The sequence below is a fragment of the Mycobacterium sp. MAC_080597_8934 genome, assembly GCF_000523975.1.
GTDB classification, from domain to species: Bacteria; Actinomycetota; Actinomycetes; order Mycobacteriales; family Mycobacteriaceae; genus Mycobacterium; species Mycobacterium avium.
Genome location: NZ_JAOS01000015.1, coordinates 165246 through 190446, shown reverse-complemented (window position 1 = coordinate 190446; position 25201 = coordinate 165246). Strand labels below are relative to the sequence as shown.

Annotated in this window: 22 protein-coding genes and 3 pseudogenes; 14 read left to right on the top strand and 11 right to left on the bottom strand. The window is 71.4% G+C overall.

Going from position 1 to position 25201, the window contains the following annotated elements:
• Nucleotides 1–16 precede the first annotated feature (16 nt).
• Both ripD and NF20_RS08450 read right to left on the bottom strand, forming a co-directional pair.
• Nucleotides 17–706: pseudogene (gene ripD / locus NF20_RS08455) on the bottom strand (NlpC/P60 family peptidoglycan-binding protein RipD); the annotation flags it as partial.
• A gap of 331 nt (nt 707–1037) precedes the next feature.
• Nucleotides 1038–1505: a hypothetical protein gene (locus NF20_RS08450; protein WP_011725325.1), complete on the bottom strand. Its 468-nt coding sequence runs from the start codon at nt 1503–1505 to the stop codon at nt 1038–1040.
• A 62-nt stretch (nt 1506–1567) separates the two neighbouring features.
• Here NF20_RS08450 and NF20_RS08445 point away from each other — a divergent pair, with 62 nt between their 5' ends.
• Genes NF20_RS08445 through NF20_RS08430 form a run of 4 tightly spaced genes read left to right on the top strand, consistent with a single transcriptional unit; the run spans nt 1568 to nt 5228 of the window.
• Nucleotides 1568–2884: an adenosylmethionine--8-amino-7-oxononanoate transaminase gene (locus tag NF20_RS08445; RefSeq protein ID WP_011725324.1), complete on the top strand. Its 1317-nt coding sequence runs from the start codon at nt 1568–1570 to the stop codon at nt 2882–2884.
• A gap of 4 nt (nt 2885–2888) precedes the next feature.
• Nucleotides 2889–4034, top strand: a complete 1146-nt coding sequence (locus tag NF20_RS08440; RefSeq protein WP_011725323.1) for an 8-amino-7-oxononanoate synthase — start codon at nt 2889–2891, stop codon at nt 4032–4034.
• Nucleotides 4035–4038: 4 nt separating this feature from the next.
• Complete coding sequence (gene bioD, locus NF20_RS08435) at nt 4039–4719, top strand: dethiobiotin synthase (protein ID WP_011725322.1); 681 nt, start codon at nt 4039–4041, stop codon at nt 4717–4719.
• Complete coding sequence (locus NF20_RS08430) at nt 4719–5228, top strand: 2'-5' RNA ligase family protein (RefSeq protein WP_011725321.1); 510 nt, start codon at nt 4719–4721, stop codon at nt 5226–5228. Before bioD ends, NF20_RS08430 begins: the two co-directional genes overlap by 1 nt.
• 77 nt (nt 5229–5305) lie before the next feature.
• Here NF20_RS08430 and NF20_RS08425 read toward each other — a convergent pair whose 3' ends face one another.
• The 6 genes and pseudogenes from NF20_RS08425 to NF20_RS08400 all read right to left on the bottom strand — a co-directional run bounded on the left by NF20_RS08425 (nt 5306) and on the right by NF20_RS08400 (nt 12830).
• Complete coding sequence (locus NF20_RS08425; RefSeq protein WP_011725320.1) at nt 5306–6727, bottom strand: mechanosensitive ion channel domain-containing protein; 1422 nt, start codon at nt 6725–6727, stop codon at nt 5306–5308.
• Nucleotides 6724–8915 (bottom strand): annotated as a pseudogene (locus NF20_RS08420) (adenylate/guanylate cyclase domain-containing protein). The gene NF20_RS08425 and the pseudogene NF20_RS08420 overlap by 4 nt, the downstream one beginning before the upstream one ends.
• 51 nt (nt 8916–8966) lie before the next feature.
• The gene (locus NF20_RS08415) at nt 8967–10331 is read right to left on the bottom strand and encodes a hypothetical protein (RefSeq protein ID WP_009977407.1); all 1365 of its coding nucleotides are present in this window, start codon (nt 10329–10331) and stop codon (nt 8967–8969) included.
• Nucleotides 10328–10690 (bottom strand): hypothetical protein, encoded by a 363-nt coding sequence (locus NF20_RS08410; RefSeq protein WP_003876192.1) that lies wholly within the window; start codon nt 10688–10690, stop codon nt 10328–10330. The genes NF20_RS08415 and NF20_RS08410 overlap by 4 nt, the downstream gene beginning before the upstream one ends.
• Before the next feature lie 3 nt (nt 10691–10693).
• Nucleotides 10694–12526 (bottom strand): hypothetical protein, encoded by a 1833-nt coding sequence (locus tag NF20_RS08405; RefSeq protein WP_011725318.1) that lies wholly within the window; start codon nt 12524–12526, stop codon nt 10694–10696.
• A gap of 112 nt (nt 12527–12638) precedes the next feature.
• Complete coding sequence (locus NF20_RS08400; protein WP_019733939.1) at nt 12639–12830, bottom strand: hypothetical protein; 192 nt, start codon at nt 12828–12830, stop codon at nt 12639–12641.
• 130 nt (nt 12831–12960) lie between these two features.
• On the opposite strand from NF20_RS08400, the gene bioB reads away from it, so the two are divergent.
• The 3 genes from bioB to NF20_RS08385 are packed head-to-tail and all read left to right on the top strand — an operon-like array spanning nt 12961 to nt 14958.
• Nucleotides 12961–13998: a biotin synthase BioB gene (gene bioB, locus NF20_RS08395; protein ID WP_009977401.1), complete on the top strand. Its 1038-nt coding sequence runs from the start codon at nt 12961–12963 to the stop codon at nt 13996–13998.
• Between the two features lie 49 nt (nt 13999–14047).
• Complete coding sequence (locus NF20_RS08390; protein WP_019734543.1) at nt 14048–14284, top strand: hypothetical protein; 237 nt, start codon at nt 14048–14050, stop codon at nt 14282–14284.
• Nucleotides 14281–14958: a DUF2567 domain-containing protein gene (locus NF20_RS08385; protein WP_011725316.1), complete on the top strand. Its 678-nt coding sequence runs from the start codon at nt 14281–14283 to the stop codon at nt 14956–14958. The genes NF20_RS08390 and NF20_RS08385 overlap by 4 nt, the downstream gene beginning before the upstream one ends.
• Here the strand turns inward: NF20_RS08385 and NF20_RS08380 are convergent.
• Entirely contained in the window at nt 14924–16264 is a 1341-nt protein-coding gene (locus NF20_RS08380; RefSeq protein ID WP_003876198.1) for a lipase family protein, read from the bottom strand. The genes NF20_RS08385 and NF20_RS08380 overlap by 35 nt on opposite strands.
• Nucleotides 16265–16425: 161 nt before the next feature.
• Nucleotides 16426–17151, bottom strand: a complete 726-nt coding sequence (locus NF20_RS08375; RefSeq protein ID WP_019732226.1) for an NUDIX hydrolase — start codon at nt 17149–17151, stop codon at nt 16426–16428.
• Between the two features lie 46 nt (nt 17152–17197).
• Between NF20_RS08375 and nadA the strand changes: the two genes are divergently transcribed.
• The 3 genes and pseudogenes from nadA to nadC all read left to right on the top strand — a co-directional run bounded on the left by nadA (nt 17198) and on the right by nadC (nt 20691).
• Complete coding sequence (nadA, locus tag NF20_RS08370) at nt 17198–18247, top strand: quinolinate synthase NadA (protein ID WP_011725314.1); 1050 nt, start codon at nt 17198–17200, stop codon at nt 18245–18247.
• A pseudogene (locus NF20_RS08365) lies at nt 18244–19834 on the top strand (L-aspartate oxidase). Before nadA ends, NF20_RS08365 begins: the two are co-directional and overlap by 4 nt.
• A gap of 2 nt (nt 19835–19836) precedes the next feature.
• A complete protein-coding gene (nadC, locus tag NF20_RS08360) occupies nt 19837–20691 on the top strand; it encodes a carboxylating nicotinate-nucleotide diphosphorylase (protein WP_003876203.1) in 855 nt (284 codons plus the stop codon).
• Nucleotides 20692–20811: 120 nt separating this feature from the next.
• On the opposite strand, the gene NF20_RS08355 is transcribed toward nadC, so the two are convergent.
• A complete protein-coding gene (locus NF20_RS08355; protein WP_009977387.1) occupies nt 20812–21225 on the bottom strand; it encodes a nitroreductase family deazaflavin-dependent oxidoreductase in 414 nt (137 codons plus the stop codon).
• A gap of 132 nt (nt 21226–21357) precedes the next feature.
• Between NF20_RS08355 and hisD the strand changes: the two genes are divergently transcribed.
• The 4 genes from hisD to hisH are packed head-to-tail and all read left to right on the top strand — an operon-like array spanning nt 21358 to nt 25191.
• The gene (gene hisD / locus NF20_RS08350) at nt 21358–22761 is read left to right on the top strand and encodes a histidinol dehydrogenase (protein WP_011725311.1); all 1404 of its coding nucleotides are present in this window, start codon (nt 21358–21360) and stop codon (nt 22759–22761) included.
• Nucleotides 22758–23954, top strand: coding sequence for a histidinol-phosphate transaminase (locus NF20_RS08345; protein WP_019733574.1), 1197 nt, complete (start codon nt 22758–22760; stop codon nt 23952–23954). The genes hisD and NF20_RS08345 overlap by 4 nt, the downstream gene beginning before the upstream one ends.
• Nucleotides 23951–24574, top strand: a complete 624-nt coding sequence (gene hisB / locus NF20_RS08340; RefSeq protein WP_019733573.1) for an imidazoleglycerol-phosphate dehydratase HisB — start codon at nt 23951–23953, stop codon at nt 24572–24574. The genes NF20_RS08345 and hisB overlap by 4 nt, the downstream gene beginning before the upstream one ends.
• The gene (hisH, locus tag NF20_RS08335; protein ID WP_009977381.1) at nt 24571–25191 is read left to right on the top strand and encodes an imidazole glycerol phosphate synthase subunit HisH; all 621 of its coding nucleotides are present in this window, start codon (nt 24571–24573) and stop codon (nt 25189–25191) included. Before hisB ends, hisH begins: the two co-directional genes overlap by 4 nt.
• Nucleotides 25192–25201 lie beyond the last annotated feature (10 nt).

The window sequence follows — 25201 nt, the reverse complement described above, 5'->3', positions numbered from 1 at the left end:
CCGGAACCTGTTGCGCCGGAACCTGTTGCGCCGGAACCTGTTGCCCCGGAACCTGTTGCAGCGGGGCCTGCTGGGTGGGCAGTTGCTGGCCCGGGGTCTGCTGCAAGGGCGCCTGCTGGCCCGGGGTCTGTTGCAAGGGCGCCTGCTGCGCCGGGGTCTGCTGCAGCGGCGCCTGCTGCGGAACCTGCTGGGTGGGCGCCGTGGTTCCCAGCACCCGGACCATGTAGGGCGCCATGCCGGCGGTACGCACCGGCGACACCTGCACCACGTCGCCGACCTCGAGCATCTGGTTGTTGCCCAGGTACATTGCGACGCTCTGGGTGCCCTCGGGGCCGTAGAAGATCAGGTCACCCTTGCGGGCCTGCTGCGGCAGGATCTTCTGGCCGACGCGGTACATCGCGCCGGACGAGCGCGGCAGCTTGATGCCGGCGCCGGCGTACGCGTACTGCATCAGCCCGGACGCGTCGAAACCGACGGTGTTGGCGCCGGTCCCGGTGCCGCGGGTGGGGCCGTTGATGCCGCCGCCGGCCCAGGAGAACGGCACACCGCGCTGCGACAGACCGCGCGCGATCACCACGTCGGTGGCCTGCTGATAGTCCATCGCCCTGACGCCCGGGTCGGCGGTCGCGACGGCGGGAACCACCATCGGCGCCGCCGGCGCCCCGAGCAGGGCCAAACCGATCGCGAAGGCGTAGATGCGTTTCATTTTTCCTGGCCTTTCCTGGCCTCTCCGGCACTCGTCGGGCCTCGGCGCGGTGACCTCGCGCGTCCGCCCCGGTTCATGGACCGGGCGAGGACCCCCACGCTGGGATCGCACGCCGTCCATGCCACTTGCGGCGTGAACCAGCCGGCCGAACCGCTGTATTCACACCAGTCACAAGAGCCACTTTGACAACAGAAGGTCTTAGCCGCCAGGGTCGCGGGGGATTTTTTGTCGTACCGTGACCCGACGGTGACTGCCGCGGCGAATCCCGTATGCGCAGTTGTGATTTCGGTCTCAGTCGGCTAGCGAACGGCGGCGCCGCCGGGCGGCCCGATCACAGCCAGTAGCGTTCGCTGAACATCGTCAGCATCGATCCGGCCACCGAGCTGATCATCACCAGCGCCAACGACAGCACCGGCCAGAAGGACATGTACCAGCCCTTCAGGAGGGACACCACCGGGCCCACCACGGCGGCGGTCAGCGCCGCACCGATGCCGCCCCACACCACCGGATGGATGTACAGATCCAGCCCGTAGGGGACCGGCCCGCAGGTCTCGTCCTCGCAGACATTGGCCAGAAACCCGAACAGCCGCTCCGGCCAGGACGTCGCCGTGGCCAGCAGCGCGAGCAGGACCAGCAGGGCGACGGTGCAGACGACGTCCCACGCCGCCAGCCGCAGGCGCAGCACCCGGGGCGCTTCCTCGTCGTATTCGGCCACCGGGCCGCGGGCGTCGCCGGACCAGCCCGGGCCGGCGGGCCCTGCGTCGGGGCCCGACCCGTCGGGCGGCTGCGGCGTGGCCATGCTGTCCCATGCTTCCCGACGGCCCGGTTTTGCGCGAATCGGCTGCTCTACCCTCGATCACTATGCCCGCGGCGAAGGCCGGGCTGACGCCCGAGCAGATCAGCGCGATCGACGCCGCGCACCTGTGGCACCCTTACAGCACCATCGGCGCCGAATCCGTCGCCCCGGTGGTGGCGGTCGGCGCCCGCGGCGCCTGGCTGACCCTGATCCGCGACGGCGCCGAGGTCCGGGCGCTCGACGCCATGAGCTCCTGGTGGACCGCGATCCACGGCCACGGCCACCCGGTGCTGGACGCGGCGCTGTCCGACCAGCTCGCCGCCATGAACCACGTCATGTTCGGCGGGCTCACCCACGAACCCGCGGCGCGGCTGGCCCAGCTGCTGGTGAGCATCACCCCGGCCGGGCTGGACACCGTGTTCTTCAGCGACTCGGGGTCGGTGTCGGTCGAGGTGGCGGTGAAGATGGCGCTGCAGTACTGGCGCAGCCGCCACCGGCCGGCCAAGCACCGGCTGATGACCTGGCGGGGCGGCTACCACGGCGACACCTTCACCCCGATGAGCGTCTGCGACCCCGAGGGCGGCATGCATTCGCTGTGGACCGACATCCTGGCCCGGCAGGTGTTCGCCCCGCAGGTGCCCCGTGACTACGACCCGGCCTACAGCGCGGCGTTCGAGGCGCAGCTGGCCCGGCACGCCGACGAGCTGGCCGCGGTGATCGTCGAGCCCGTCGTGCAGGGTGCCGGCGGCATGCGGTTCCACGACCCGCGGTATCTGCGCGACCTGCGCGAGGCCTGCACCCGGCACGACGTGCTGTTGATCTTCGACGAGATCGCCACCGGGTTCGGCCGCACCGGCGAGCTCTTCGCCGCCGACCACGCCCGGGTCAGCCCCGACATCATGTGCGTCGGCAAGGCGCTGACCGGCGGATACCTCAGCCTGGCCGCCACCCTGTGCAGCACCGACATCGCGCAGGCCATCAGCGCCGGCGAGGCCGGGGCGCTGATGCACGGGCCCACCTTCATGGCCAACGCGCTGGCCTGCGCCGTGTCGGTGGCCAGCGTCGAGGTGCTGCTCGGGCAGGACTGGCGGTCGCGGGTCGCCGAGATCTCCGCCGGCCTGGCGGCCGGGCTGGAACCCGCCCGGGAGCTACCCGGCGTGACCGACGTCCGGGTGCGCGGCGCCATCGGCGTCATCGAATGCGACCGGCCCGTCGACCTGGCCGTCGCCACCCCGGCGGCGCTGGACCACGGCGTCTGGCTGCGCCCGTTCCGCAACCTGATCTACGCCATGCCGCCCTACATCTGCCCGCCCGACGAGATCGCCCGGATCGCCTCGGCGATGGTGCAGGTCGCCGCGCGCCTCGGCTCTCGTAGGCTCTAGATCGATGAAAGCACCCATCGAGGTTTCCCCGCTGGCCTGGCTGGACGCGGTCGAACAGCAGCGCCGCGCGGCCGGGCTGCGCCGCTCGCTGCGGCCGCGGCCGCCCGTGGCCACCGAGCTGGACCTGGCCTCCAACGACTACCTCGGGCTGTCCCAGCACCCCGACGTGATCGACGGCGGGGTCGCCGCGCTGCGCCTGTGGGGCGCCGGGGCGACCGGGTCGCGGCTGGTCACCGGCGATACCGAGCTGCACCAGCAGTTCGAGTCCGAGCTCGCCGACTACGTCGGCGCGGCCAGCGGGCTGCTGTTCTCGTCGGGCTACGCGGCCAACCTTGGGGCCGTCGTGGGCCTGTCGGGCCGCGGGGCGCTGGTGGTCTCCGACGCGTACTCGCACGCCTCGCTGGTGGACGCCTGCCGGCTGTCGCGGGCGCGGGTGGTAGTGACGCCGCATCGCGACGTCGACGCGGTGCTGGCGGCGCTGGCGGACCGCGACGAGGAACGCGCCGTCGTCATCACCGAGTCGGTGTTCTCCACCGACGGCGCCCTGGCGCCGCTGCGCGAGCTGCACGAGGTGTGCCGCCGGCACCGGGCCCTGCTGATCGTCGACGAGGCGCACGGCCTGGGGGTGCGCGGCGGCGGGCGCGGGCTGGTGTTCGAGGCCGGCCTGGCCGGCGCGCCCGACGTGGTCATGACCACCACGCTGTCCAAGGCGCTGGGCAGCCAGGGCGGCGCGGTGCTGGGGCCGGCGGCGGTGCGGGCCCATCTGATCGACGCGGCGCGCACGTTCATCTTCGACACCGGCCTGGCCCCGGCGGCGGTGGGCGCGGCGCGCGCCGCGCTGGGCGTGCTGCGCGCCGAACCCTGGCGGGTCGGTGCGGTGCTGCGCCACGCCGGCGTGCTGGCCGAGGTCTGCCGGGTTCGCGAGGTGCCGCAGTCGGCGGTGGTGTCGGTGATCCTGGGCGACCCGGACGTGGCGGTGGCCGCCGCGACCGCCTGCCTGGATGCCGGTGTGCGGGTGGGCTGCTTTCGTCCCCCGACGGTGCCCGCCGGGACGTCGCGGCTGCGGCTGACCGCCCGCGCGTCGCTGGACGACGCCGAACTGGAGGTCGCGCGCCGGGTGCTCACCGATGTGCTCGCCGGGCTCGGCTGAGGCCGTGACGGTTCTGGTCGTCACCGGCACCGACACCGGGGTCGGAAAGACGGTCGCCACGGCGGCGCTGGCCTGCCACGCCCGCCGCGCCGGCATCGACGTGGCGGTGTGCAAACCGGTGCAGACCGGCACCGACGACGGCGACGACGACCTCGCCGAGGTGGCCCGGCTGTCCGGGGTGACCGAGCTGGCCGGGCTGGCCCGCTACCCGCGGCCGCTGGCGCCGGTGGCCGCCGCCGCCGCGGCGGGGATGGCCTTGCCCAGCCGCGAGCAGCTGCTGAGGTTCATCGGCGAGCTGGACCGGCCGGGGCGGCTGACCCTGGTCGAGGGCGCCGGGGGACTACTGGTCGAGCTCGGCGAAAACGGTGTCACCGCACGCGATCTCGCCGTCGCGCTGGGCGCGGCGGTACTGGTCGTGGTCCGGCCGGCGCTGGGCACCCTCAACCACACCGCGCTGACCCTGGAAGCGCTTGCCGCGCAGGGCCTTTCGTGTGCCGGGCTGGTGATCGGCGCCTGGCCCGAACATCCCGGCCCGGTCGAGACGTCGAATCGGCCCGCGCTTGAGGCGCTTGCCCCGGTGCGCGCCGTGCTGCCCGCGGGGGCGGCGGCGCTGGCCGCCGCCGAGTTCGAGGCCGTGAGCGCCGGCGCATTCGACCGCGACTGGGTCACCGCGCTGGCCGGCTGATGGTCCACTCGATCGAGCTGGTCTTCGACCCGGACACCGAGGCGGCCATCCGGCAGACCTGGAAAGCGTTGGCTGCGGCCGGAATTCCCAGCCAGGCGCCGGCGAGCCGGCCGCACGTGACGCTGGCGGTCGCCGAGGCGATCGCCGCCGACGTAGACGCTCTGCTGGCCCCGCTGTGTACCCGGCTACCGCTGCCGTGCCTGATCGGCGCGCCGGTGCTGTTCGGCCGGGGCAGCGTGGTCTTCGCCCGACTGGTGGTGCCCACCGGCGAACTGTTGGACCTGCACGCCCAGGTGCACCGGCTGTGTGCCCCGCACCTGCGGCCCGCACCGATGCCCAACAGCCTGCCCGGCCAGTGGACCGGGCACGTCACCATGGCCCGCCGGGTCGGCGGCGCCCAACTCGGCCGGGCGCTGCGCATCGCCGGCCGGCCCACCCAGATCGAGTGCAGCTTCGTGGGTTTGCGCCGCTGGGACGGCAACAAGAAGGTCGAGCACCCGATCGGTTAGGCGGGGATTCAGCGGCGCAGGAAGTCGAGCAGATCGGCGTTGACCCGTTCCTTGTCGCCCGGGACGACAGCGATGGCTTACGACACCGGCTCCCGGGACGGCGTCGGCTCGGCGGTCACCGCCCGGTGCACCAGGGCGCGCCGCTCGTCGATGGTGCGACCCAGGTCCTGCAGCAGCAACGGCTTGCCGGTCACCAATTCGACGAGGTGTTCGCGGTCGATCTCCAGCGCGGTCACCTCCGCGACGGCCTGCGCGTCGGCCAGGTTGGGCTGGCGGGTCAGCGCGGTCACTCCCAGAAAGGAGCCCTCGTCCAGGCCGCCGACCGCGACCACCGATCCGTCCGGGGCGGTGGCGGTCAACCGCACCCCGCCCGCGAGCAGGAAGGTCATCTTCTCCGGGACGCGGCCGGCGTGCTCGACGATCTCGTCGGCCCCGTACCGGACGATTCGGGCGTGCGACACCAACGCCTGCTGATCCGGCGGGCCCAGCCGCAGCGCCGGGGCGACCACCATGCGCAGCGCCCGCTCGATGCGCTCGGGGGTGGAGATGTCGTCCTCGGCGCCGTCGAGGCGCAGACCCTCGCGGCGCGCGCCGTACCAGAGCCAGCGCAGCAGCGTCGCCTGCGCGGCGGAATCGTCGGCGGGCGAGGTCAATCCGATCGTGACGTGGTATTCGCCCCCTCCGGCGGGCACCGCCGCCGCGACCGCGTCGGGCCGGCGTTGCGGCAGCGCGTCAGCGACCCGGCGCAGCAGCGCGCACACCCGGTCGGGCGGGTCCGTCTCGGAAAACGTTGCGGTGAGCGTCAATTGGTGCCCACCGGGCGGGCGGCTGAGGTTGGTGAACGAGGTGGTGGCCAGCACCGAGTTGGGCGTGATCTGCAGCCCGTGCCCGGTCTGGATGTGCACCGACCGCCAGTTGGCCTCCACGATGCGGCCGCGCGCCGCCGGGGTGTCCAGCCAGTCGCCGATGCGGAACGGCTGCTCGAACAACATGAACAGCCCGGACACGATCTGGCCGACGGAGTTCTGCAGCATCAGGCCGATCACCACCGATGTCACGCCCAGCGCGGTGAAGAGGCCACCCACCCGAACGCCCCACACGTAGGAGAAGATGACCGCCAGCCCGACACCGATCAGCACGAAGCGGGTCACGTCCAGGAAGATGCCCGGAACCCGCTGACGCCAGGAGCCTTCCGGTGCGCCCTCGAAGATGGTGGCGTTGAGCCCGGACAGCAGCAGCACCACCACTACGAAGCCGAACGCCGTTGCCAGCACCCGCACCGAGGTGAACTGGGCGGGCATCCTGGCCACATTCACCAGCAGCACCAGCAGCGCGCCCAGCGGGATCAGGTAGCTGCGCAGCAGGAAGGCGGGCCGGGCCAGCGGGCTGTGCTTGCGGACCAGGCTCTGGTGCCATTCGGTGAGGACGATCAGCAGCAGCGGCAGGCCGAAGACCACCGCGGTCGCCCAGTACAGCGACGACGAGTCAAAGGTGCTCACGGCCCGGTCCTTTCCGACAACTGCCAGATCTGCTGCTCGACCCCGCCGACGGTGACCGTGCCGGCCGGCGTGAAGTGGCGGATGTCGCGCATCACCTCATACACCTTCGAGGTGACGTAGATCCCGGTTTGCGTTGTGCTGCTTCGTGTTTGGTGCGCAAGGTTGACCGCCGCGCCCCACATGTCGTAGACCAGGCTGGAGCGCCCGACCAGCCCGCTGACCACGTTGCCGGTGTTGATCCCGGCCCGCAGTCCCAGGTGGTAGCCGGTCCTGCCGTTGAACCGGGCGATGATGCCCTGCACCTCGACCGCGAACTCGACGGTGCGCTGCACGCTGTCCAGGCGGGGAACGTTCAGGCCGCAGCTGGCCAGGTATCCGTTGTGTAGCGTGCGAATCGGTTCCACGCCAAGGGTTTCCGCCGCGGAGTCGATCTCGCGGACCAGCTCGTCGACGACGCCCACCAGCTCGCGGCCGGAGAGCTTGGCGGAGATCTCGTCCAGCCCGACGATGTCGGCGAAGATCACGGTGACGTCCTGGTGTTCCTGGGCGATGGTCTGTTCGCCCTCGCGGTAGCGGCGCGCGACCGGCTCGGGCATCAACGAGGCCAGCAGCCGGTCGTTCTCCTTGCGTTGCTCGCCCAGCAGCTCCTGTTTGATCTGCAGGTTGCGGCTCATGTCGTTGAAAGCGGCGGTGAGTTCACCGATCTCGTCGCGCGAGGTGACCGGGATGGTGACGTCGTAGTTGCCCGCGCTGATCTCCCGGGCGCCGGCCTGCAACCTGCGGATGGGCCGCACGAACATCTGGGGACCAGCAGGGCGGCCACGCAGATCACGAAAACCATTGCGGTAGTGGTCAATACCAGGGTCTGGGTCAGGGACACCACACGGGCGTTGGCCTCGGCGGTTTCCCGGGTGGCCAGGATCGACCAGTGCAGGTCGGAATTCGGCAGGGACAGCGGGGCATACGCCGCCAGTTCGCGCCGGCCCAGGTAGCCGGTGTCGGTGACGGTTCCGGTCTCGCCGCGTTGCGCGGCGCGCACGGCCGCGGTGGCGACGGGCTGGACCAGGGTGGTGCCGCCCCAGCGGATCGCGGTGTCGACGGTGTTGCGCGGCGTGCCGGCGGCGACCGCGTCGCGCGCGTAGCGCTCAGGGTCTTCGAGGATCAACCGTGAATCCGACCGCATCAGGTTGTCCGGTCCGGCCAGGTAGGTTTCGGCGGTGCGGCCCATGCCGGCGGCTCTCCACTGCTTGTCGGCGGTCATGATCCGGTTCACCTTCGCGATCGGCAGCGGTAGCGCCAGCACGCCCGCCGCCCTGCCCGGCGCGCCGATCGGCGCGACCAACCACGCGGTGGGCTGGCCGAGCTGCGGCTGGTAGGGCTGAAAGTCGGTGATCCACACGAAGTTCACCGAGTTGGCGGCCATCGCCTTCTCGTAGGCGCCGCGCAGATTGGACTGCCGGTAGGGGCCGGTGAGGATGTTGGTCCCCAGCGAGGCGCTCTTGCGCACGCTGTAGACGACGTTGCCGCGGGTGTCCAGGAGCAACGCGTCGCGGTACTCGAAGCGGGTCGCGATCTCGCGAAAGTAATCGTTGAAGCGGGCGTTGGCGGCCGACCAGGCGCTGCCGTCGCCGGCGTCGTCGGGCGCGGACCCCGTTCCCTCGAAGGGTCCGCCCGCCGCCACGGTGTAGTGCGCCTGCAGGTACCGCTGCGAATTGTCGGCGGGCAGCACCGCGTCCAGGGCCAACTTCTTGCCGGTGTCACGCTCGAACGGTTTGATCAGCCGCTCGGTGTAGAAGTCCACCAGCGCCCGTTGCTGCGCCGGATCCACGGGCGCGTTGGCCAACTGGTCGAAGCCGGCGGTGAACGCCTGCACCGCCTCCAGCGCGGTGGATCCGCGGCTGTAGACCACCAGCGAGTCCGACAGGTCCGAGAACAGCGTCTCGATGGCCCGCTTCTGTGCCTCGCGAAGCTGCACCATCCGCTCGGACGCGGCCGGCTGCAGCGCATTGCGCGCCGCGACGTACTCGACCGCCCCGATCACCCCGAGCGACGCCAGGCTGGACACCAACAGCATCACCATCACCTTGGACTGGATGCTGATCCACGACAGCCCCGGCCGGCGGCGTCCAGCCTGCCGAGCCGGCTGCTGCGGGTCCGGTGCGGGCTGCTCCCTCGAGCGCCGCGCCATCAATCGCTGGGGGCCGGGCGGGTTGCGGGATAGCGGCGCACGCCGCAACGCCTACCCCCCGAAGAGCAGATACAAACCGGTGAACGTGTAGCCGACCATCACCAGCATCATCGCCAGCTGCCCGGTGAGCTGGTGACCGGCCGGCAGCAGCCGCAGCGCTTTGTCGTGCGCGGCGATCACCGCGACGATGTGGCCGGTGACCACGCAGGTCACCTTGATCGCGGCCAGCACCGGCGGATGCATGGACAGCACGTAGGCGACCTGCAGATGCGCCAGGCCGAGCGGGTTCCAGCCCCGGCCGAACGGGTCCGCCAGCGCGAACACCGCCTGCTGTCCCCGCTCCACCAGATAGGACAGGTAGTGCGCGAAGATGTAGCCCACCACGATCGGGATCAGCGAATGCGCCATCTGGCCGGGCAACGCGCGGCGCTGCTGCGCGTCGACCCCGCCGGTGGCCCGTGCCGCCAGTGAAAAGGTCAGGGCCACAACGCAAATGAACACGATCAGGCCGAGGGTGCGCAGCACCGACGACGCCAGCGCGGGCGGGGCCGCGAATTCGCGGGTCAGCCGATCGGAGAAGCCCCGCCAGGTCGGCGACGACGAGAAGCTGTCGAACGCGGTGGAGCCGAGCAGCACCGCCAGCAGCACCACGACGCCGGGCCGCACCGGCAGCGACGGCAGGTGGTCGAGCGGGTTGCCGACGACGATCCGGCCGGTCCGCGGATTGCGGCGAAACGGCGACAGCCGGGAGACGGCCATGCTGTACACCCCGAACGGGTCGGCCCGGGCCAGCCAGCGCTGCCCGCACAGCCACGCCCCGGCGGCCATCAGCACGGCGTAGACCAGCAGCCAGCCCGTCACCCAGGATGGTGCCGCCGGGTTCGGGCTGGCCAGCTCCATCCACACGAACGCGAACAGGCCCAGCGCGGCGGGCCGGTACCCCCAGCGCTTTGGGTAGGACAGCCGCGGCCGGGCGAGCCGCTCCGGGACGACCCGCCGCGCCAGCAGATACAGCGTGCGGATCGGCGAGATCACCCGCCACACGGGCCCGATCGCCAGCGACACCGCCACCAGCCCCACCCACAGCAGCACGTAGAAGGCGCCGAGCAGCGCGTTGGCGTCGGACTCGGGCCCCCAGACACCGGCGGCCACCGCCCACGCCGCCACGGCCAGGGCCAGCCCGGCCGCGGTGTATCGGGTGGCCCGGGCGTCGACGAACGCGGTCAGCGCCGCCGGCAGCGCCCGGCCCGGCTTGAGCGGATCGAACCGCGGCCGCCGCCAGGCGAAGGCCACCAGGGCGAAGGTGAAGGTCAGCGCCCACGCCGCGCCGACCATCGCATAGGCGTAGGGCACCGGCAGGTCGCCGGACCCGCCCAGCCCGTGCGCGAGCACCACCGCCGCGGGGGCGGGGCTCACGGCTGTATTTGGATGGTCGCGATCGTGCGGTCCAGGTGGTGCAGCTCCACGGCGACGTTGCCGGGCACGTCGACGGCGAACTGGAAGGTCTGGTGGGGCGCCGCGGCGACGGCGAACTTGTGATCCGGCGTCGAATGCACGTGCAGTTCGTCGGTGGCATCGCTGGTGACGTGCAGGGTGATCTGCTGGTGCACCTTGGCCTGCAGGGTGGCGTTGGTCGGCGTCACCTGTCCCTGGGCGATGGTCACGTCGATGACCAGCGGCGCGGCCGCGGTCTTATCGGGGGAGCCGCCGCAGCCGACCAGGCCGCACGTCAGCGCCGCCACCCACGCCGCGATGAGGGTGCCTCGAAGCGTCATCGGTTACGCCGCCCGGGGGATCGGCTGCTTGTCCTCGACGGGTTCCGGCTCGCCGACGGCGTTGTTGAGCCGGCCGGCGCCCCAGGTGAGGCTGGCGATCACCATCAGGGTCAAACACAGCACCACGATCGAGCCGGCGGTGAACAACCACACCGGCGCGTTCTGGTCGCGTTCCCGCTGCAGGATGGTGATCTCCTGGACGAACGGGCGGTTCATCGCCGACAGCGCCGGAACCTCGGCCGCCGGAATCGCGTCGTCGGCCGGCTCGTAGATCGGCACCGCGGTCATGGTGTAACCGTCCTGCACTCGCAGCAGCGTCTTCCAGGTGCCCCACACCGGCAGCGGCTGCGTCGACCGGTAGTGGCCGGGGCCGACCCTGGCCAGGTGGTCGATCTGCAGGCCGCGGTGGTTCTGCATCCGGCCCTGCCAGGACAGCACCGTGACCCACTCCGGATCCGGGCTGACCATGTCGGCCGGCATGAGCTGGATGTCGGCGGAGACCATCCGCTGCCCGGGTGGGCTGGGCAGGTCGGTCAGCAGGATGGTGGCGTTGTTCTGCCGCGGCACCACGATGTGCAGGCCGTTGGCCACCGCGCCGCCGATCACCAGCACCGTGGCCACCACCACCGAGATGCCGATGGCCCGGCCCGGCAGCCGCTGCCCGGTGAGCACCATGCCGAACATGGCGCCGCACATGCCCATCAGCACGGCGACCGGCACCGCCATGGCCAGCGCCTCGGCCCACATGCTGACCGGCCACGGGTAGTGGTACACCGCCGAGATCCACAGCGACTCCAGCCACAGCCCGAGGGTGCCCACCCCCAGGCCGGACACCGCGCCGAAGACGATGGGGCGCTTGAAGATTGGCGTCAATGCGACCAACTCGACGGCCAGCGCGGGCCCGAGATACAACGGGAACCAGTTGAGCGGGGCGCCCAGCACCGGCCCGACCAGCACCGCGACGGCGCCGCGCAGCGCGATGGCGAAGACGGCCGCGATCAGCGCCGCGCCGCGGCCCATCGTGATGCGGGCGGCGACCGCGGCCAGCGCCGCCGCGCCGGCGATCATCATCGGCTGCAGCACCAGCCGGAATTGCTCGACGCCGAAGTCGTATTCGATCTGAAAGACCGACAGGCCGATGAACATGCCGCCGAAGGACAGGTAGCGCAAGAACCTGATGAAGACGCTGTGGTAGACGTCCTCACCCTCGGCGGCCTCGCCTTCGCGCTCCAGCATCAACACCGCGAACAGCGAAAAGCCGGCGCCGCCGATCATCATCAAATGCGTTGGGCCCCACAGTGTTACGTCTTGCCCGAAGATGCGGTGCCAGATGTCGTCGAGGGGGAAGCCGATCATCGCGTACAGCCCGCAGCCGGCCATCAGCACACCGCCGACCGGTGCGTACCAGTTGCGGGTGATGCGCACCGCCGCCGGGCCGGGCTTGTCGAACGGCAGCACCACCGACACCATGCCGCCCAAAAACACTCCGAACAGGCCGATGATGATGAAGTAGTGCGCCGGGTTGGCCAGCGGGCCGGGGTCGCGGCCGTTGCCGATGTGCCAGCTGACGTCCCAGATGAAGCCGAACAGCGCGCAGATGATCGACGTGGTGAAGATCAGCACCGGCAGGGCGACCCAGTTGGGCCGGTGGAACTTCTCGCCCATCTTGTCGGCGATGCGGGTCAGCCATTGGATGCGGTGGGTGCGGTGCGCGTGGCCGACCCACAGCATCAGCAGCGTGATCACCACCGCGGCGAGCGAGAGCCCGATCACCTGGTTCAACCCCGCACCGCGCGCCGGTGCCTCAGCAACAATCGTCAGTTCGTCCGACCGCATCGTCGTGCCTCCCAACCGCGCCGGGCCACCCCGGAGGATCCGATTAAGTCAACCGCTCATTACTGCCAAGTAGGTTCGTGATTGATTGTTTAATGCCCAGATCCACGGCGCGTCAATCACGGTTTTCGTCCGGTGTGTCGGGGCCGGCCGGCTCCGCTCCTGCCGACGTGCTGGTCCGGTCGGCCCGCCGGTCGCGCAGCGCCACGTACAGCACCACGGCCACCACGATCACCGCAGGCAGGAACGCCGGCACCGCCAGCAGCAGATAGTGGTGCGCCAGGAATTGGGCGTGCGCGGTCACCATGGTCGTATACCCAGGGGTGGTTGGAGTTGCTCGGCCGTTACCCTACTTTGAACACCTTTTCGTTCAGGCTGCCATCGATGGCAGACGTGCCCGCACGCGCGGGCACCCGCAAGAGGCAGGGGAGTACCTGGTGACGCAAGCGGCGACGCGACCGACGGCCGAGACCGGCAACGACGAGGACATCCTGGCGGTGGCGCGGCGCCAGGTACTGGAGGGCGGCCAGGGATTGAGCCGCGACCAGGTGCTGCAGGTGCTGCGGCTGCCCGACGACCGGCTCGACGACCTGCTGGCGCTGGCCCACGAGGTGCGGATGCGCTGGTGCGGCCCGGAGGTCGAGGTCGAGGGCATCATCAGCCTGAAGACCGGCGGCTGCCCCGAGGACTGCCACTTCTGCTCGCAGTCGGGGCTGTTCGCGTCCCCGGTGCGCAGCGCCCGGCTCGACATCCCCAGCCTGGTCGAGGCGGCCAAGCAGACCGCCAAGTCCGGCGCCACCGAGTTCTGCATCGTGGCCGCCGTGCGCGGCCCCGACGAGCGGTTGCTGGCCCAGGTCGCGGCCGGCATCGAGGCCATCCGCAACGAGGTCGAGATCAACATCGCCTGCTCGCTGGGCATGCTGACCGCCGAGCAGGTGGAGCAGCTCGCCGAGATGGGCGTGCACCGCTATAACCACAACCTGGAGACGGCCCGGTCGTTCTTCCCCAACGTGGTGACCACCCACACCTGGGAAGAGCGCTGGGACACGTTGTCGATGGTGCGCGACGCCGGCATGGAGGTCTGCTGCGGCGGCATCCTCGGCATGGGCGAAACCCTCGAGCAGCGTGCGGAATTCGCCGCCGAACTGGCCGAGCTCGGTCCCGACGAGGTGCCGCTGAACTTCCTCAACCCGCGCCCGGGCACCCCGTTCGGCGACCTGGAGGTGATGCCGGCGACCGAGGCGCTGAAGTCGGTGGCCGCCTTCCGGCTGGCGTTGCCGCGCACCATGCTGCGGTTCGCCGGCGGCCGCGAGATCACCCTCGGCGACCTGGGCGCCAAGAAGGGCATCCTGGGCGGCATCAACGCCGTGATCGTCGGCAACTACCTGACCACGCTGGGGCGTCCGGCCGAATCCGACCTGGAATTGCTGGACGATCTGCAAATGCCCCTCAAGGGGCTCAATGCCAGCCTCTGAGCCGGCCCGCACGCCGGTTTGTCGCCCGCGCGGCTAGGGTTGGAAACTTGTGGTTGGTGATCTGGGCGCCCTGGGCGAAGTCGTCGGCGCCGGCGTCTACAACGTCTACACCGGGGAACTAGGGGGCACCGTGGTGCCGACGGCGGCCCAGTTGGGTCTGGAGCCTCCCCGGTTCTGCGCGGCGTGCGGGCGCCGGATGGTGGTCCAGGTTCGCCCCGACGGCTGGCGGGCGCGCTGCTCGAGGCACGGTCAGGTCGACTCCGCCGAGCTGGAGACCCAGCGGTGAGCGGGCAACCCGATGCCGCGCCGACCGGCGACGTCGCCGCCGTCGGGCTGCCCGGCCGGGCCGAGCTGCGCGCCCTTCTGGTCGTGGTGGCCGGGTCGGCGGTCGTCGGCGCGTCGCTCGGCGCGCTGTGGGCGTGGATCGCCCCGCCGATCCGCGCGGTGGTGGCGCTGACCCGCTCCGGCGAGCGGGTGCACGACTACCTGGGCAACGAGTCCGAGCACTTCTTCGTCGCACCCACCCTGCTGCTGGGCCTGCTGACCGTGTTGGCGGTGGTGGCCTCGGTGGCGGCCTGGCAGTCGCGCCGGCACCGGGGACCCGGCATGGTGGCGGCCCTGTCCGTCGCGATGGTGACGGCCGCCCTCGTCGCCGCCGCGGTGGGCGCGGGGCTGGTGCGGCTGCGCTACGGCGCCCTGGACTTCGACGCGGTGCCGCTGGGCAAGAGCCCGTCGGTCGCCTACGTGATCCAGGCGCCGCCGGTGTTCTTCTCGGACGGTCCGCTGCAGATCGCGGTCAGCCTGATGTGGCCGGCCGGGATCGCCGCCCTGGTGTACGCCGTGCGGGCGGCCGCCGACGCCCGCGACGACCTGGGTGCGCTGCCGCCGACCGCGCCGACCGATGCGCGCGCCGCGGAAGCGGCCGTCACAGCGGGCGGCGGTGAATCTTTCGGCCGGTGACCACCTTGGCGGCGATCTTGAGCAGCCGGGCCATGCCCACGTAGGTCATCGGGTTGAACATCGTCGGCCAGGTGGTCCGGATCAGGTGCTCGGTCACGGGGCGGCCCTCGAAGCGATCGGTCAGCCAGCGTAGCGTCATCGGCGCCGACAGCGGGTGCAGCATCATGTGCTCGTTGAAGGCGTCACGGTGGTAGGTGACCTGCGCGCCGCCGGCGGAATAGGCGTCGGCCAGCACGTCGATGTCGTGCACGTCGATCAGGTAGTCGTGCACGGCCTGCACGATCAGCACCGGCGGCGTCGGGACGGCGGCGCCCAGCCTGATGTGGTCGAAGACGTAGGTGACCTCCGGCGTGGACAGGATCTGCTCGAGCGGCGCGTCGAGGTAGTCGCCCATGTTCTTGCCGGCCATCCGGATGACGGCCTCCACGGTCGTCATCTTCTCCAGCGAGTCCAGCAGGGCGCGCCCCTCCTCGTTGGCGTGCTCCTTGATCACCCGGTCCAGGTCGGGATAGATGTGCGCCAGCGCGGCCACCACCAGCGCCGGCAGCCCGGACAGGAAGCTGCCGTTGAGCCGGCGGAAGGTGTTGCCCAGGTCGCCGACGGGCGAGCCCAGCACCGCGCCCACCACGTTGAGTTCGGGCGCGTATTCGGCGCACGTCTCGGCGGCCCAGGCGCTGGCCAGCCCGCCGCCGGAATAGCCCCACAGCCCGATCGGGGCGGACGGGGACAGCCCGAGGCGTTCGGAGCCCAGGGCGGCCCGGATGCCGTCGAGGACCCGGTAACCCGGTTCGTACGGCGCGCCCCACAGGCCGCGCAGGCCCTCGTGGTCGGGCACCGAGACCGCCCAGCCCTCGGCGACCGCGGCGGTGATCAGGAAGAGTTCGAACTGGCCGATCGACCCGAGCGCCTTGGCCCGACGCCGCAGCGCGTAGGACGGGAAGCAACGCGACGACACGGCGTCGATCGCGCACTGGTAGGACAGCAGCGGGCAGGGCCGGCCCGGCACGGCGTCGGCCGGGACGATCACCGTCGTGACGGTCGCCTCCGGCTCGCCGTTCATGTCCATGGTCCGGTAGAGCAGCTGGACGGCCTTGATCGGCTGGGGAATCAGGCCGAGGAACGCCAGCTCGACGTCGCGCGAACGCAGCACCGTGCCGGGTTCGGCATGCTGGAAGCCCAGCGGCGGCTGGTAGAACGGGTCGTCGGAGGGCAGCAGCGGACGCACTTTGCGCTGCAGTTCCTCGTGCGGCGGCCGGGCGATCCATTCCGCGCCGTGCGTGCCTGCCAGATTGCCGAGCTCCGCCATTGAGGCTCCCTTCGTGGCCACCCGGCATTGTCGCGTACGAACAGCGGGTGGCCAAAACGTAATCGCCGCATTGTGAGCGACTTCTCGACACTACGGGCGTGGTCGCCTGCGCCACCGGTGTGGTCGAGCACCGCGTCGCCTGACGACGCCGTTGTGCCAGCCTAGCCTGGCAGGCCGGGCGGCCTGAGTGCGGCGAATTCGTCGGTGACCCGCAGCGCCGCGTCGGTGAACCGGTACAGGGCGGCCGGACGCCCGCCGCTGCGCCCGGACTGGGCGATGGTGCCGGTCGCGGTGATGACCCCGCGCCGGGCCAGCACCCGCTGCAGGTTCGTCGCGTCGACCTGATAGCCCAGCGCGGCGCCGTAGATGTCGCGCAGCGTGGACAGGGCAAATTCCCTTGGCGCCAAAGCGAATCCGATGTTCGTGTAGGAGAGCTTGGCGATCAGCCGGGCCCGCGCGTTGTCCACCATCTGACCGTGGTCGAAGGCCATCGGCGGCAGGCAGTTCACCGGGTGCCAGCGGGTGTCCGGCGGCAGCTCCGGACTGGCGGGGGAGGGCACCAGGCCCAGGAAAGTGGACGCGATCATCCGGGTGCCCGGCACCCGGTTCGGGTCGGAGAACACCGCGAGCTGTTCCAGGTGCGCCAGTTCCTTGAGGTCGACCTTCTCGGCCAGCTGGCGCCGCACCGAGGTGGTCATGTCCTCGTCGTTGCGCAGCCGCCCGCCCGGCAGCGACCACGCCCCGCGCTGCGGCTCCTTGGCCCGCTGCCATAACAGCACGTTCAGCTGCGGTTTCGCCCGATGGCGCCCCTTCGTAACCGGTTCGCTTGCTTCGCGAACCTGGAACACGACCGCGAGCACTTCGTGCGCGGTGCTACCATGGGCCATGTTTTCGATTATAAGTCGAAAACCTCCTGGCCGGAAAGGAGCCGCCATGACGGTGCTCAATCGCATGGACACGCTCGCTGAAGACATGGTTGCCGACATCACCGACTCGCCCACCGGTTACACCGGTGTGGACGGCGATGCGCAGTGGGCCGCCGAGGTTCGCCGCCTGGCGAAGTTGCGCGGTGCCACCATCCTGGCGCACAACTACCAGCTGCCCGAGATCCAAGACGTGGCCGACCACGTGGGCGACTCGCTGGCGCTGTCGCGGATCGCCGCCGAGGCACCCGAGGACACCATCGTGTTCTGCGGGGTGCACTTCATGGCCGAGACCGCCAAGATCCTCAGCCCCGACAAGACGGTGCTGATCCCCGACCAGCGCGCCGGCTGCTCGCTGGCCGACTCCATCACGCCCGAGGACCTGCGCGCCTGGAAGGACGAACACCCCGGCGCGGTCGTCGTCTCCTACGTCAACACCACCGCGGCGGTCAAGGCGCTCACCGACATCTGCTGCACCTCGTCCAATGCGGTCGACGTGGTGGCGTCCATCGACCCCGACCGCGAGGTGCTGTTCTGCCCCGACCAGTTCCTGGGCGCGCACGTGCGCCGGATGACGGGCCGGGAAAACCTGCACGTGTGGGCCGGCGAATGCCACGTGCACGCCGGCATCAACGGCGACGAACTGGGTGAGCGGGCGCGCGCCAACCCCGATGCCGAGCTGTTCGTCCATCCCGAATGTGGTTGTGCCACTTCGGCTTTGTACCTTGCGGGGGAGGGAGCCTTCCCCGCGGACCGGGTCAAGATCCTGTCCACCGGCGGCATGCTGGATGCCGCGAACACCACCAGCGCGCGCAAGGTGCTGGTGGCCACCGAGGTCGGCATGCTCTACCAATTGCGCCGGGCCGCACCGCAAGTCGATTTCCAGGCCGTCAACGACCGTGCCTCCTGCCGGTACATGAAGATGATCACCCCGGCGGCTCTGCTGCGCTGCCTGGTCGAGGGCGCCGACGAGGTGCACGTCGATCCCGGCATCGCGGCTGCCGGCCGGCGCAGCGTGCAGCGCATGATCGAGATCGGCCAACCGGGCGGTGGCGAATGATCGCCCGTCCCCAGTGGACACACAGCGCCGACGTCGTCGTGATCGGCACCGGCGTCGCCGGATTGGCCGCCGCGCTGGCCGCCCACCGCGCCGGCCGCAGCGTCGTCGTGCTGAGCAAGGCCGACCAGGCGCGCGGGGCCACCGCCACCCACTACGCGCAGGGCGGCATCGCGGTGGTGTTGCCGCACAACGACGATTCGGTCGAGGCCCATGTCGCCGACACCGTCGTCGCGGGCGCGGGCCTGTGCGACCCGCAGGCGGTCTACTCGATCGTGGCCGACGGGTACGCGGCGGTCTCCGAATTGGTCGGTGACGGAGCGCGATTCGACGAATCGGCCCCCGGCCAGTGGGCGCTGACCCGCGAGGGCGGGCACTCCAGGCGCCGCATCGTGCACGCCGGCGGCGACGCCACCGGCGCCGAGGTGCAGCGCGCGCTCGACCACGCCGCACGGATGCTGGACATCCGCACCGGGCACGTGGCGCTGCGGGTGCTGCACGACGGCTCCATGGGCGACGAAGCCGTCACCGGCGTGCTGGTCGGCAACCCGCACGGCTACGGGATCATCAGCGCGCCGTCGGTGATCCTGGCCTCCGGCGGTCTCGGGCACCTCTACGGCGCGACCACCAACCCGGAGGGCTCCACCGGCGACGGCATCGCGCTGGGCCTGTGGGCCGGTGTCGCGGTCAGCGACCTGGAGTTCATCCAGTTCCATCCCACCATGCTCTTCACCCCCGGCGCCGGCGGCGGTCGGCGCCCGCTGGTCACCGAGGCCATCCGCGGCGAGGGAGCGAAACTGATTGATTCCCAAGGCGATTCGGTGACCGCAGGGGTGCACCCGATGGGCGACCTGGCGCCGCGCGACGTGGTCGCCGCCGCCATCGACGCGCGGCTGAAAGCCACCGGCGACGCCTGCGTCTACCTGGACGCGCGGCACATCTTCGACTTCGCCGACCGGTTCCCGACCGTGACGGCGGCCTGCCGGGCCGCCGGCATCGACCCGGTGCGCCAACCCATCCCGGTGGTGCCCGGGGCGCACTACAGCTGCGGCGGCGTCGTCACCGACGTGTACGGCCGGACCGAGCTGCCCGGCCTGTTCGCCGCCGGCGAGGTGGCCCGCACCGGGCTGCACGGCGCCAACCGGCTGGCGTCCAACAGCCTGCTGGAAGGTCTGGTGGTCGGGGGCCGGGCCGGCAGGGCGGCGGCCGCGCATGCGGCGGAGGCCGGCCGCCCCGCGCGCTGGCGCCCGAGCCGTTGCGCACACCGCGCCGCCGCGCGCGGAGTTGCAGGCCGCGATGAGCCGCGACGCGTCGGTGGTGCGCGACGCGGCCGGGCTGACCCGGTTGTCGGCCACCCTGTCGCAGGCGCCGGCCCGCAGCATCGGCGGCCGCCGCGACTTCGAGGACGTGGCGTTGGCCGTCGCCGCCCGCGCGGTCGCGGCCGCGGCCCTGGCCCGCACCGAGAGCCGCGGCTGCCACCACCGCGAGGAGCATCCGCAGGCCGCGCCCGAGCAGGCGCGCAGCAACCTGCTGCGACTGGCCGACGACCAGAACTCGGTGCTGGTGCAGGCGCTGGCGGCGGTGGTGTGACGATGATCTCGGACTGCGAGCTCACCGCGGCGCGCGAGATCATCCGGCGCGGCCTGGTCGAGGACCTGCGCTACGGGCCCGACGTCACCACGTTGGCGACGGTGCCCGCCGAGGCGGTGGCCACCGCGTCGATGGTGCCCCGGCAGCCCGGCGTGATCGCCGGGGTGGACATCGCGCTGCTGGTGCTGGACGAGGTGCTCGGCGCCCGCGGCTACCAGGTGCTCGACCGCGTCGAGGACGGCGCCCACCTGCAGCCGGGCCAGTCGCTGCTGACCGTGCGGGCCGAAACCCGCGGTCTGCTGACCGCGGAGCGCACCATGCTGAACCTGATCTGCCACCTGTCCGGGATCGCCACCACGACGGCGCACTGGGTGGCCGCCGTGCAAGGCACCAAGGCCCAGGTGCGCGACACCCGCAAGACCCTGCCCGGCCTGCGGGCGTTGCAGAAATACGCGGTCCGGGTCGGCGGCGGCGTCAACCACCGGCTCGGTCTCGGCGACGCCGCGCTGATCAAGGACAACCACGTGGTGGCGGCCGGGTCGGTGGTCGACGCGCTGCGGGCGGTGCGGGACGCGGCGCCGGAGCTGCCCTGCGAGGTGGAGGTCGACTCGCTTGAGCAGCTCGACGAGGTGCTGCCGGAAAAGCCCGAACTGGTGCTGCTGGACAACTTCCCGGTGTGGCAGACGCAGATGGCCGTGCAGCGGCGCGACGCGCGCGCGCCCGCGGTCCTGCTCGAGTCCTCCGGCGGCCTCAGCCTGGAGAACGCCGCCGACTACGCCGCGACCGGGGTGGATTACCTGGCCGTCGGCGCGCTGACCCATTCGGTGCGGGTGCTCGACATCGGCCTGGACATGTAGCGGGTTGGGCATCCTGGGCGCCTTGGGCGCCCGAGTGGGCATCCTGGGCGTTCGGTGTAGCACCAGGTAGCGACTTCTCGGCGTGTCGGCGCCACCAGTGCACACTCGACGCCGATCGGCTCAGGCGATGTCGGCGACGAAAACCCCCATCCAGCGCAGCTGGACGCGGGCCATGAACGGCAGGCCTGCGCCGTCGGAACCGGCCGGCAGGATCCGCGGGTTGATCAGGTGCACCGAGCGGTCGCGGCCGAACACCACGTCCGCCTCGCCGGCGGCCAGCACGTTCTTGACCCAGTTCGTCTTGCCGTGGCCCAGCGCGATCGCCAGGGTGTTGCCCTTGCGATAGGGCGTGATGACGGTCTCGTACTGCTTGCCGGACGTGCGGCCACGATGCTTGATGGTCGCGGTCCCGGGAAGAAAACGCGCGAGCGGCTTGATCGCCGAATTCAGGTACTTGACCTGAAGGTTCTCAAACCAGACTGGAAATACCATCGGGACGCCCGGGGCGTTGTTGGGATGATCCTTGGCGGACATGGCGGCTCCGTGGGGTCGGCTCGTGCTGTCGGCGCGGGGTAGGGCCTCGATCCCGGCCTCGATACGGGCACTGTACCGGCCGCGATCCAGGCGCTGTACCGGCCGGATATCGACTTGAGTTCCTCTGGGACAATGGACACCGTGAGTCCCACCCCAGCGTCACCGATGGCCCGCATCGACCTGCGGGGCGCCGAGCTGACCGCTGCCCGATTGCGGTCGGCGCTGCCGCGCGGCGGCGCCGACGTGGAGACGGTGCTGCCCAAGGTGCGACCCATCGTGCAGGCGGTGGCCGAGCGCGGCGCCGACGCCGCGCTGGAGTTCGGGGCCTCCTTCGACGGTGTCCGCCCGGCGGCGGTCCGGGTGCCGGAGGCGGCGCTGGACAAGGCCCTGGCCGACCTGGACGCGGCCGTCGCCGACGCCCTGCGGGTGATGATCGACCGCGCCCGCGCCGTGCACGCCGACCAGCGCCGCACCGACGTCACCACCACGCTGGGACCGGGCGCGACGGTGACCGAGCGCTGGGTGCCGGTCGAGCGGGTGGGCCTGTACGTGCCCGGCGGCAACGCCGTCTACCCGTCCAGCGTGGTGATGAACGTGGTGCCCGCCCAGGCCGCCGGCGTCGCGTCGCTGGTGGTGGCCAGCCCGCCGCAGGCCCAGTTCGACGGGCTGCCGCATCCGACCATCCTTGCCGCGGCCCGGCTGCTGGGCGTCGACGAGGTGTGGGCGGTCGGCGGCGCGCAGGCGGTGGCGCTGCTGGCCTACGGCGGGACCGATACCGGGGCCGAATGGCCCGGCTTCTCCTCGGATCGCGCACGATCCGCATCGTCGCCGGGGGCAGACGCCGAGCTGGTGCCGGTCGACATGATCACCGGGCCGGGCAACATCTACGTCACCGCCGCCAAGCGGCTGTGCCGGTCGCGGGTCGGCATCGACGCCGAGGCCGGGCCGACCGAGATCGCGATCCTGGCCGACCACACCGCCGACCCCGCGCACGTGGCCGCCGACCTGATCAGCCAGGCCGAGCACGACGAGATGGCCGGCAGCGTGCTGGTCACCCCCAGCGAGGAGCTGGCCGCGGCCACCGACGCGGAACTGGCCGCCCAGCTGCCGACCACCGTGCACCGCGAGCGGGTGACCGCCGCGCTGGGCGGACGCCAGTCGGCGATCATCCTGGTCGACGACCTGGACGCCGGGATCACGGTCGTCAACGCCTACGCCGCCGAGCACCTGGAGATCCAGACCGCCGACGCGGCGGCCGTGGCCGGCCGGATCCGCGCGGCCGGAGCCGTTTTCGTCGGCCCATACTCGCCGGTCAGCCTGGGCGACTACTGCGCCGGCTCCAATCACGTCCTGCCCACCGCGGGCAGCGCCCGCCATTCCAGCGGCCTGTCGGTGCAGACCTTCTTGCGCGGCATCCACGTCGTCGACTACACCGAGGCGGCGCTGAAAGACGTGTCCGGGCACGTGATCACCCTGGCGCAGGCCGAAGACCTGCCGGCGCACGGCGAGGCGATACGGCGGAGGTTCGAGCGGTGACCGGCCAGCGGGCCACTCCCCAACCCACGCTGGACGACCTGCCGCTGCGCGATGACCTGCGCGGCAAATCGCCTTACGGCGCACCGCAATTGGCGGTCCCGGTGCGGCTGAACACCAACGAGAACCCGCACCCGCCCAGCCGGGCGCTGGTGGACGACGTGGTGCGCTCGGTGGCGCGGGCCGCCGCGGACCTGCACCGCTACCCCGACCGGGACGCGGTGCAGCTGCGCAGCGACCTGGCCCGCTACCTCACCGCCCAGACCGGCGTCCAACTGGGAGTCGAAAACCTCTGGGCGGCAAACGGTTCCAACGAGATCCTGCAGCAGCTGCTGCAGGCGTTCGGCGGCCCCGGACGCAGCGCCATCGGGTTCGTTCCGTCCTACTCGATGCACCCCATCATCTCCGACGGCACCCGCACCGAATGGCTGCAGGCCGCCCGGGCCGACGACTTCAGCCTGGACGTCGACGCCGCGGTGGCCGCCGTGACCGAGCGCACGCCCGACGTGGTGTTCGTCGCCAGCCCGAACAACCCGTCCGGGCAGAGCGTTTCGCTGTCCGGCCTGCGCCGGCTGCTCGACGCGGCGCCGGGCATCGTGATCGTGGACGAGGCGTACGGCGAGTTCTCGTCACAGCCCAGCGCGGTGCAGCTTGTGGGCGAGTATCCGACCAAGCTCGTCGTCACCCGCACCATGAGCAAGGCGTTCGCCTTCGCCGGCGGCCGGCTCGGCTACCTGATCGCCACACCGGCGGTGATCGAGGCGATGCTGCTGGTGCGGTTGCCCTACCACCTGTCGTCGGTGACCCAGGCCGCCGCCCGGGCCGCGCTGCGGCACGCCGACGACACGCTGGGCAGCGTCGCCGCGCTGATCGCCGAACGCGAACGCGTGTCAACGGCCTTGACCGGCATGGGTTTTCGAGTCATTCCCAGCGACGCCAACTTCGTGCTGTTCGGCGAGTTCACCGATGCGCCGGCCAGCTGGCAGCGCTACCTGGATGCCGGCGTGCTGATCCGCGACGTCGGCATCCCCGGCTACCTGCGGGCCACCACTGGCCTGGCCGAGGAGAACGACGCCTTCCTGCGGGCCAGCGCCCAACTCGCCGCCACCGAGCTGGCCCCCGTCAACGTAGGAGCGATCGCAAGCGCAGCCGAGCCGCGCGCAGCGGGTCGCGACCGTGTGTTAGGAGCCCCATGACCGCCGTGCAAGCTGCCCGTCGCGCGCGAATCGAGCGCCGCACCAAGGAATCCGACATCGTCATCGAACTCGACCTGGACGGCACCGGCCGGGTCGACGTGGAGACCGGTGTGCCGTTCTACGACCACATGCTCACCGCACTGGGCAGCCACGCCAGCTTCGACCTGACCGTGCGCACCACGGGCGACGTCGAGATCGAGGCACACCACACCATCGAGGACACCGCCATCGCGCTGGGCACCGCGCTGGGCCAGGCGCTCGGCGACAAGCGGGGCATCCGCCGCTTCGGTGACGCCTTCATCCCGATGGACGAGACGCTGGCCCACGCCGCCGTCGACGTGTCCGGCCGGCCCTACTGCGTGCACAGCGGCGAGCCGGATCACCTGCAGCACACCACGATCGCCGGCAGCTCGGTGCCCTACCACACCGTCATCAACCGGCACGTGTTCGAGTCGCTGGCGATGAACGCCCGCATCGCGCTGCACGTGCGGGTGCTCTACGGGCGCGACCCGCACCACATCACCGAAGCGCAGTACAAGGCGGTGGCCCGTGCGCTGCGTCAGGCCGTCGAGCCCGACCCGCGGGTGTCGGACGTGCCGTCCACCAAAGGTGTTCTGTGACAAGTAAATCGGTTGTTGTCCTCGACTACGGCTCGGGCAACCTGCGGTCGGCGCAGCGCGCGCTGGAGCGGGTCGGCGCCTCGGTGCAGGTGACCGCCGACGCCGACGCCGCCGCGGCCGCCGACGGACTGGTGGTGCCCGGCGTCGGCGCCTACGAGGCATGCATGACCGGGCTGCGCAAGATCGGCGGGGACCGCATCATCGCCGAGCGGGTCGCCGCGGGGCGTCCGGTGCTGGGCGTGTGCGTCGGGATGCAGATCCTGTTCGCCCGCGGCGTCGAATTCTCGGTGGAGACCTCCGGATGCGGGCAGTGGCCGGGATCGGTGACACGCCTGCAGGCGCCGGTAATCCCGCACATGGGCTGGAACGTGGTCGAATCCGGGCCGGGCAGCGTGCTGTTCCGCGGCCTCGACGCCGACACCCGGTTTTACTTCGTGCACTCCTACGCCGCCCAACAGTGGGAGGGTTCGCCCGAGGCGGTGCTGACCTGGTCGCGCCACGAGGGGCCGTTTCTGGCCGCGGTCGAGGACGGCCCGCTGTCGGCCACGCAGTTTCACCCGGAGAAGAGCGGGGATGCCGGCGCGGCCGTGCTGCGCAATTGGATTGAGCGCCTGTGAAAAGCAGCTC